The organism is Bifidobacterium oedipodis (assembly GCF_012932425.1).
Lineage (GTDB): Bacteria > Actinomycetota > Actinomycetes > Actinomycetales > Bifidobacteriaceae > Bifidobacterium > Bifidobacterium oedipodis.
In genome coordinates this window covers 1-9648 of sequence record NZ_JAAIII010000013.1, presented here as the reverse complement: position 1 = coordinate 9648, position 9648 = coordinate 1, and the positions used below count along the sequence as shown (strand labels likewise).

The 9648-nt window shown below is 54.1% G+C and carries 7 protein-coding genes and 2 pseudogenes; all 9 read left to right on the top strand.

What is annotated here, in order from left to right; all coding sequences use genetic code 11:
• A pseudogene (locus G1C95_RS12880) lies at positions 1-116 on the top strand (IS30 family transposase); the annotation flags it as partial.
• Positions 117-389: 273 nt separating this feature from the next.
• Positions 390-632: pseudogene (locus G1C95_RS12350) on the top strand (glucose-1-phosphate thymidylyltransferase); the annotation flags it as partial.
• Between the two features lie 277 nt (positions 633-909).
• Positions 910-1551: a dCTP deaminase domain-containing protein gene (locus G1C95_RS12345; protein WP_169173257.1), complete on the top strand. Its 642-nt coding sequence runs from the start codon at positions 910-912 to the stop codon at positions 1549-1551.
• Positions 1552-1850: 299 nt separating this feature from the next.
• On the top strand, positions 1851-3275 hold the full coding sequence (locus G1C95_RS12340; protein WP_169173256.1) for an AAA family ATPase: 1425 nt from the start codon (positions 1851-1853) through the stop codon (positions 3273-3275).
• A 97-nt stretch (positions 3276-3372) separates the two neighbouring features.
• On the top strand, positions 3373-4413 hold the full coding sequence (locus G1C95_RS12335; RefSeq protein WP_169173255.1) for a LacI family DNA-binding transcriptional regulator: 1041 nt from the start codon (positions 3373-3375) through the stop codon (positions 4411-4413).
• Between the two features lie 250 nt (positions 4414-4663).
• Entirely contained in the window at positions 4664-5968 is a 1305-nt protein-coding gene (locus G1C95_RS12330) for an ABC transporter substrate-binding protein (protein ID WP_169173254.1), read from the top strand.
• A 101-nt stretch (positions 5969-6069) separates the two neighbouring features.
• On the top strand, positions 6070-7008 hold the full coding sequence (locus G1C95_RS12325) for a carbohydrate ABC transporter permease (protein WP_169173253.1): 939 nt from the start codon (positions 6070-6072) through the stop codon (positions 7006-7008).
• Between the two features lie 19 nt (positions 7009-7027).
• Positions 7028-7894: a carbohydrate ABC transporter permease gene (locus G1C95_RS12320; RefSeq protein ID WP_169173252.1), complete on the top strand. Its 867-nt coding sequence runs from the start codon at positions 7028-7030 to the stop codon at positions 7892-7894.
• A gap of 96 nt (positions 7895-7990) precedes the next feature.
• Positions 7991-9127 carry a glycoside hydrolase family 172 protein gene (locus G1C95_RS12315; protein ID WP_205832845.1) on the top strand — a complete coding sequence of 379 codons (1137 nt, stop codon included), beginning with the start codon at positions 7991-7993 and terminating at the stop codon, positions 9125-9127.
• The last annotated feature ends 521 nt before the right edge of the window (positions 9128-9648 follow it).

The following is a 9648-nucleotide window of genomic DNA, read 5'->3' as shown; positions in this document are numbered from 1 at the left end:
TCGACGACGGCCAGGTCCGGACCGTATACGACGCTATCAACCACAGACCACGCAAACGCCACGGCTACAGGACACCCTGGGAAATCCACCATTCAACAACGTTGCACTTGCTCTGAAAATTCAAGCTCGTAACGCAGCGATCCAGCTCCGGAAATGACGATGAAGCATAGATACGAATTCAGATGTTCACGGGAGGATGTGTGCGGCACAGTTGCAGTCAGCGAGCCTACCTCTTGCAGGTGCAGTAGTGAACTACGTGCGAACTGCGTGGGCGTATATAACAGACGGTCGGAATCCACAGACTGCTCATCGGGGAAGAAATCGACTATACTCGAATCTTACCTTGTTAGATGCCGCAAAGGTAGAATGCCATACGTTAATCTTGCAGCTACGCGTGGCTGGACACGGGCACGATGGACTCCCTCTATGAGGCCGGCGAATTCGTACGCACCGTACAACGCGCGCAAGGCCTGCCGATCTCAATTGTGGAGGAGATTGCCTACGAGAACGGGTGGATCACCCGCGACCAGCTCCTCGAATCCGCGGAGCGTTACGGCAAGAGCCCCTACGGCCAGCACCTTAAGGACGTTGCCGATCACAAGATCATCGACAAGCCAAGGCGTGACCAGTAGCCGTCACAACCTTGTAAACATCAACCCCTAATACAGTGCCCGCGACCGCAAGTCGTGGGCACTGTTCGTTGAACTCGCCGCAGGGAAAGTTATTCGAAGAGCTTGTAGAATTGTATACTTCAGTCAAGGAGGTGCTGCAATGCCATTGAGTGACAGCAGAATCAAAGAGCTTATCGGACAGGGTGTGTTGCAGAATGCCGTAGCTGACAACGTAGGCTCCGTGTCATACGATCTTGCCACTAAGGAGTTCTATACTCCTGAGGGGCCGACGGGGCATGTGGAACTGAATCCGGGGGATTCGGTGTTTGTGGCGTCGAAGGAAGTGCTGAATCTGCCGTCTGATATGACGGCCCAGGTGTTGTTGCGCAATTCGCGTATTCGTCAGGGGTTGAGCTTGGATGCGCCGCTGTACTTCCCCGGTCACCATACTCGCGTATTCTATAGGGTCACCAATGTCAGTGCTGATAGCATTGCCTTGGATGCAGGGCGCGGCATTGCACAGCTGGTTTTTGAACCTGTTGCAGGTGCGGTGGATGCCCCATATGAAGGTGCTTTCAGCGATGAGCTGGATTATCGCGGCTTAGGGCGCTATCAGAATGTGTATGCTGCGGATATGCATCGCATCGCTGATAAGGCGGAAGAGATCAAAGGCATCGAAAAGCGCATGTACGGCAACGTACTGGCGTTGATGGCTATCTTTGCAGCCATTTTTACCTTGGTGAATGTCAATGTCCAAACCGCCGGCTGGGAATTGGCGAAAATCATCACTATGAATTTGGCTACTGTTGGCAGCTTTGCTTTTCTGGTAGGCCTTATCACTGTGGTGCTTAAGCCGCAAGAGCGCTGGCAGAAGATCCTTCCTTGGGTTTTGGCGGCATTGGCGTTTGCCTCCGCCATTGCAGTGGCTGTCTTGGTGTGATGTGGTAGCAAGGCGCATCTTATAAGTGTTTGCTACCGAGACTTTGAAAGGCCGCACCCTCAGGGTGCGGCCTTTCCGATGCGCACAAGTGAGATGCAGATATATACCGTATGAGGTGGCTGATACGTTCTCGGGCACTACCAGTAACGCAGATAGCTTGGAAACGTGGCACAGCACGCAAAGATTTGTGCGATATCAATATTCGTGTGATTGTGCTGAAAATCGTAAATGATTTACGTTTTTGCTTGTTCTTTGTGTTAATAGGTGTAGAATCATAAGGAAATACGGAAAGGGCTGCCATGATACGTCTTACGTCTATTGAGCTTAACGGCTTCAAAAATGTAATGCACGGGGAGATTGCCCTGTCATCATGGAAAAAGGGAGCGTCCGTTCCAGAAGCCGACATTGTGGGCATCTATGGACAGAATGGTTCAGGCAAGACGTCGGTAATCCAGGCGTTGAAAATTCTGAAGAGCATCTATCTTGGGGACAACATTCAAAAGGATGCTGCCGATTGTATTTCCAAAACAAGTGATAGCGCGGAAGTCGTCGTCAAAGGCGTCCTCTTTGATGAACAGCTATCGGCTGAGATGTCATTCGTCTACAATGCGTCTTTTGGTGAGGGCGTCAAGGGGCCGATGTTGCTAGGAGAAGAACTCGCTTGCAAAGACCTCTCCCAGGCGGATGCCATGCATACACTCTTGGCATATTCCCCGCGAAGTGAATCCAACTATGCGTGTGAGATTGCTCCCAAACAGTTCTGGCGGGAGATCGTATCGTTGTCCGAAGATGCGAAAACTGAGTTGGCAGTGGTACGGCGCCTGGCCTCTGCCAATTCTTCATCCTTTGTGTTTTCCAGTGATTTTATGGCGTTACTGGGAAAGCTGTCTCAGAGTGCTAAAGAGAAAGTCTCCAAGGCGAATTCCGGACATGATCGGCGGAATGCTGTGCTAATTGCACAATTGCAAAAGCTAGTTTCCAGTCTTAAGCTTTTTGCTCTAACTGATTTGGCAGTAATCGGTGCGTCTCAATATGCCAGCTCCATGCTTAACGATTTGCACATATCAACGCATGAGGGGAAAGGCGGTGCGTTAGCAGATGCTTCGTTTATTGTGAATTTGAGTCGACCGACAAAACTTGATGATAAGAGATTGAACGATCTTCGAGCCACCATCGAGAAAATGTCACCCGTGCTTTCCGCTCTTGTTCCAGGGCTGTCTTTAGGAGTCTTTTCACTTGGTAAACTTTTGGATGACGATGGTTTCGTTGTTGAAAGCGTTGAGATTACTTGCACTCGTGGCGGAACGACCGTTCCGCTGCGGTGCGAATCTGAAGGCATTAAGAAACTGGTCTCGATTCTCACTCTGCTCATTGATGTGTATTCTAAGCCGGGGGCCTGTGTTGCCATTGATGAGTTGGATTCTGGCGTATTCGAATTCCTCTTGGGGGAGATTCTTCAGGTGCTTCAGAATCATGGTCGAGGACAGCTCATCTTCACGGCGCATAATCTACGACCGCTGGAGACCTTGAACAAAGGGGCGTTGGTGTTTACCACCACTAACCCTGAACGGCGTTATATCAAATTCCGTGGCAGTCGAGAGAAAAGCAATCTGCGCAGCCAATACCTACGTGCGATCAACCTTGGTGGGCAATCGGAAAAGGTGTATGAGCCGACCAATGTATTCGACATCGACAGTGCGTTCTACGATGCGGTGAGGAGTTGACAAGCTGAGCTGGGAGGCGCTATAGTAATGGAGAAACGTTTCGACAAAACGTTTCGACAGTGAAGTAGCGCAACACCGATGCAAGGATGGAGGGGTGATGGCTGGAATCAAAGATGTGGCGCGTGCCGCCGGTGTGTCCGTCAGCACCGTCTCCTACGTACTGTCTAACAAGCGCTCCATCTCCGCCGAAACCACACGTAGGGTGATGGACGCCATTCGGGAGCTCGACTACACTCCTGATGCCAGCGCGCAAAAGATGCGCGGGGTGCGTAACTCCATCATCGCGCTGAGCATGCCCATTCGCGGTGATATCAACCTCGCCAAATACAACGCCTATTTCCTGCGTACGGCGTGGGAGGCGAAGAACGCCGACTACGACGTGCTCTTGCTCACCGGAGAAGACATGGTGGGGGATATTCAGCGGGTGACACGCAGCAATCTTGTCGATGGCGTGGTGCTTATGGACATCGAAGAGGACGACGAGCGCGCCGCCAAGGCCGCGACCTACGCCAAACCCACAGTGGCGGTCGGCTACCCCCTGTCGCATGACGGTTGCGCCTGCATAGATATTGATTTCGTGCAGGTGGGGTGCCAGGCGGCTGATTATCTCTACGACCGCGGGCATCGCAATGTGATTCTATTGCGCGACAACGAGCATGATTACGAGCGCCGTTCGGGGTATGTGGTGATGTTCCATGAAAGCATGATGGATCGTGCGGAAGAGCTCGGCATGTCTGTACTGGAGTTCTCGAAGACGGATCTCGCTCGCTTCGATGCGGTGGAATTCGTACATGAGATGTTCTCCGATGGGGGCATGGCGACGGCGATCATCAGTCAGGCACCGGCAAGCGTACTGGATCATGTGCTCAAAGAGATGCAGGTTCGAGGCATTCGCGTTCCGGAGGATGTCTCGGTGCTTTCGTGTGGAACTTTTCTTGAAGGGGAGTTCATGACCCGCCCGGTGACGGAGATTCCGGTTATGCCGGAATTGCTGGCGCATAAGGCCGTGAGCCTGCTGGTGGACTCTATTGAGGGAGGTAAAAGCATCGCCGGCATGGTTGATTTGGTCTCTCCCGTGATTCAGGAGAGGGGATCCGTGATGGATCTCACCGCTGAGGGCGGAAGGGGATCGCGATGACGTAATGGTGGAATTGTAAGCACGTTCACCGCTAATCGAAACGATTCGATTATGTGGGCCGACGGTGGCAGGCGGTCGAAGGCGGATGGTGCGTAACTGAACATCACGCAGCGGTGATGATTCGACCGGGTCAAATTCGGGTCATACTGAATGCATCTCCGGACAACAGAGAAGTTTTTTCATTGGCAGTCGAAACGATTCGACAAAGAAGTTGAACACCTTGTCTCAAGGACTAACGAAAGGAAAACACATGAACATTCGACGTGGAATCGCCGCTCTTGCGGTGACGACCTTGGCTCTGGGCTCGCTCGCCGCATGCGGCAGCGGTACCGCGCAGGATGAGGAAACCCCGGAAAGCCTCTCCTTCTGGTACTACGAGGAAGACGACTCCGGACAGACCCAGGCATGGAAGAAAGCGGCCGAACTCTTTGAGGAGGAGACCGGCGTCTCCATCAACTTCGAGCGCAAATCGAGCACCCAGATGATGCAGAACAGCAGCCAGTACCTGAACTCCGACGACGCACCGGACATCGCGGAATCCAACCGAGGCAACGGCTCGGCCGGAGTGCTCTCGACCATGGGCCTGCTTACCGACCTGGGCGAATACGTCGACCAGTACGGCTGGGATGAAAAGGTCACTGGCGCGGACGCCACCGTGGCCAAATACGACGAAAACGGCATCATGGGCGGCGACACCTGGTACGGCATGACCAGCTACGCAGAATTCCAGCGCGTCTACTACAACGAGGACATGTTCGCCCAGTACGGCATCGAGATTCCGACCACATTCGACGAGTTCGTGGACGCATGCCAAAAGTTCGTCGACGCGGGCGTGACTCCTATCGCGGCTGACGCCCAGGAGTATGGAGTGCTGTGGCTGTGGTGGCAGCTGGTCTCCCAGAAGGCCGACGACACCTTTATGGAAGATTGGCACATGTACAAGGGCGACGTGGACTGGGAGTCCGGTGCCCTGACCTATGCCACTGACACGATCGCTGACTGGGTTGAGAAGGGCTTTATTTCCACCAACGCCACAGGTATGAAGGCAGAGGATACTACCCAGGCCTTCATCAAGGGCGAGTATCCGATTTATCAGACGGGCACTTGGAACCAGGGGCGCTTTGTGAAGCAGATCACCGACTTCGAATGGACGGCCGCGGTACTTCCGGAATCCGTGTTCGCGGAAGGTTGCGCCGGCAACCTGTTGGTGATTCCTGAACGCTCTAAGCATCACGACCTCGCCGCCAAGTTCATCGACTACGTGCTTTCCGAAGAGGTGCAGAACTATCTCGGCAACGCCGGTGGAATCCCTGTGGCAGCCAATCTGGATGAAATCACTGATGAGAAGAGCAAGGCCATGATCGAGGAGTACAGCTCGTTCGCCAACAATGACAAGTTGAGCTACTACCCGGATTATGCCGCCTCCAGCCTCACCGACGCCATCCCGGCCTCGTTGCAGGAGCTGGTCAACGGCACGATGAGCGCTGATGAGACCCTGCAGTCCATTCACGAAAAGTATGACTCCGGCGTCGAAGAGATGGGCTTCGCGGACTAGCGCCCATCGCCCCGTGAAGAGGATGCGGCCGACTTCGCCTCGCGGTAACCCGGCCGAGCCGGCCGCACCCATCAACATCCATCACATCAAAGGAAGCTGCAATGGCACAGAAAAACAAAGCCCGGAAGTCATCGCTGTCAAGGCTGCCCGGCAACAAATCCTACAAATTCATCCCCTACCTACTTCCGGGCATCATTGGCCTGGCCGTCATCGTCATCATTCCGTTCGTGTGGAATATCTACCTGAGCTTCACCCGTTGGCGTGGCGTGGGCCCGACGAAATTCATCGGTCTGTCGAACTGGAAGAAGCTATTCTCCGACGCCACATTCTGGCAGTCCTTCCTTAACTCATTCTGGATCATCGTGGCCATTGTGGTTATCCCGACGATTCTTGGCCTGTTCATCTCCTCGCTGCTCACCGATGTGATTCAGAAGAAATTCGGCGGCAAAGTCTCGTCCCTTCTGCGCGCGCTGTTCTACCTTCCTCAGCTGCTGCCCGTGGCCGTTGCGGCCATCATCATGGGATGGATCTTCCGTCCGGAGGACGGAGCGGTGAACGCGCTGCTGGAAAAGATCGGACTCGGTTCGCTACAGCACAACTGGCTGGGCAGCCCCGATAGCGCGCTTCCCATCCTCATGCTGATTCTCGTGTGGATTCAACTCGGTTACCCGATTGTGATCTTCATGTCCGGACTGCAGCGTGTGGATCCTGAATTGTATGAGGCGGCAAGTCTTGACGGTGCGAATTGGTGGCAGAAGTTCCGTGTAGTCACACTGCCGTCCATCATTCCTGAATTGCTTGTGGTGATTCTCACCGCCACCATCGGCGCGCTGAAAACCTTCGCCCCGGTCTATCTGCTTACCAAGGGCGGCCCCGGCACAAGCACCACCGTGCCGTCATATTACTCATACAACCAGTTCTTCCAAGTGCAGCAGGTTGGCTATGGCGCCACCATCTCCACCGCGCTCACCGTGGTCATTATCGTGTTCGCCGTGGTGTTCACTATCGTGCAGCGCCGCGTCGAGAAAAATATGGTCTGAAAGATTAAGGACGATCATCATGTCTCACTCTTCACGCGGCGTATCCGCGAAGCATGTGCAATCCATTCGTTCCGGCGGTGACTGGGTGGCCCTGATCCTCTTGATCATCGCAGCGTTGGTGATGCTCTTTCCCCTGCTGATCCTTACCATCAACGCATTCAAAACCGCAGCGGACTACAATGCGACAGGCCCGCTGTCATTGCCTGCGCATTTCACGTTAGACGGCATCATCTCGTTCTGGACCACCGTCGATTTCCCGGTGAAGTTCCTCAACAGTTTCGCTATCTCCCTAGTGGTCTCGTTGGCTGCGGTGACTCTTTCAGTGTTGAACTCCTTCGCGTTGGGCATCGGCCGAGTGAAAGGCAACACGTGGATCATCCTCGCCATCATGTTAGCGAATATGATGCCGCAGGAAGCGTTGCTGTACCCGCTGTACACCATGTTCAAGGAAGTAGGCCTTTACAACTCCCAGATGTCGATCATCGTCATCTTCACCATCATCCAAAGCGCCTACGGCACCTACCTGCTGTCATCGGTGTACGGAACCTTCCCACAGGCCATTCTGGAAGCGGCCGCCATCGATGGCGCGTCCCGCTGGCAGATTCTACGCAAGGTGGTGCTGCCCATCTCATGGCCGACCATCAGCGTGCTGTTCGTGTTCTTCTTTGTGTGGACGTGGAACGAATACATGATTCCCATGGCGTTCCTGATGAGCGATGACGTTCAAACCATTCCGCTGGCTCTGGCCACACTGCAGGGACAGCATACGATGGATGCGACCACATTGGCATCGGCGTCGCTGCTCAGCATTGTGCCAACGATTATCTTCTTTATCATTTTCCAGCGCAAACTGTCCCAAGGCATCACTGCTGGTGCGGTGAAATAAGTATTCGCGGCATTGCCGCTATATCGCAATAGATAGTGGCGGCGGACGATAAACGATCCTGTTCCGCCGCCTCTTCTTCGACTACAAGGAATACAGATGACCAATATCATGTGTGAAACGCCATTCCAGGGGTTTGGACATGGCGCACTTGACTCGCTCTCACTCGCATCCGCCGGACGCAGTCGTTGCGTCAATGCCGAAAACCCGACCGGAGGCAAAGGCACTGCCGCGACCGCCTCCAGCGCGCTGGGGCCATCGCGAAAGGGCAGCCCATGCATTCGAACCGTTCGCGCAGGTGAATCGGTGACACTGATGGATGTCGCAGGTCCTGGCGTGATTCGTCATATATGGATGACCGTTACGGACAAAACTTCCCCACGTGGCCCCAATGTGCTACGTAATCTGATTCTCGAATTCTACTGGGATGGTGAAACCCAGCCGTCGGTGCAATGCCCGATCGGTGATTTCTTCTGCTGCGGGCACGCCCAGTCCTGCCGCATTAATTCCATTCCGGTTATGGTGAACCCCAACCGTGGATTCAACTGCTTCTGGAGTATGCCGTTCGAACACGCGCGTATCGTACTGCGTAACGACCACAACGAAGACGTTCCCGCATTTTTTTACCAGATCGACTACACCGAATACGATTCACTGCCGGACAACGCCATGCGCTTCCATGCGCAATGGCGCCGTGAACGCGTGACTCAATTGGCTCGCGACTACACGGTGCTTGACAACGTCAACGGCCATGGTGCATATGTGGGCACCTATCTCGCTCTGACCGCGTTGGAAAGCCGATGGTGGGGCGAGGGGGAATTCAAGATGTACATCGATGGCGACGGCCAATACCCCACCTGGTGCAGCACAGGTGCCGAGGATTATTTCGGGGGCGCTTGGAGCTTCGCGGAATTCGACGACCGAGGACGCATGCATGAACAGACCTTCACTGGTCCGTATATCGGGTACCCGTTCTATTCGCAGACGCTGAGCCGACGTGAAAGTGATTATTGGGATGTCGCGACCCCGGTGACCCGAGGTTTGTATCGCTGGCACATTCCGGACCCGATTTATTTCGAGCGGAATCTACGGGTCGAATGGCAGCAGATCGGTACCGAGGAGAACGGCAACTTCGAGCGTCAGGACGATGTTGCTACGGTTGCATACTGGTACCAGTGCGAACCGCATACACCGTTTGAGCCGATTGGTGATCGATATTTCCGCCAACCGCGTTAGAACCATTGAGAGCCCTGCCGCATCATTTTGAACCGCCTCCGTTTCTTGAGCACAAGAAACGGAGGCGGTTTTATGACTGGAAACCCTATTTACGATGCTGGGATGAGAGTCGAATCGACCTTGCGTTAGGTCGTCTGCCTCTTCGAGGTTTATGCGGTGCGGCGCGCCCGGGCCAAGATGTTTTTGGTGTTTTTGGAATCGTTGAATGTGTTTGTGGGAGGTTTCAGGGGTGAAAATATGGTTTTTGGAGCGTTTTCGACACGCCGGTGGAGTCGAGTGTTTCCAGTGGTTTTGGGGTTGTTTTGGTTGGGTGGGTTTGTGTTTTGGTGTGGGGTGGTGTAGGTTATTCATCTGTTGCCGCTTGGCGCTGGGGTTCCGGTTCTGATTGATTCTGCCGGGGTGTTGTGCGCCTGTTGTGGTGGTGGTTTGAGAACTCAAGAGTGTGTTTGTACTACTTCTTTATAGTCAATGATTGCCAGTCCGATCCCCGCTCCTGCCTGTTGGTGGGAGTCGCCGAGGGG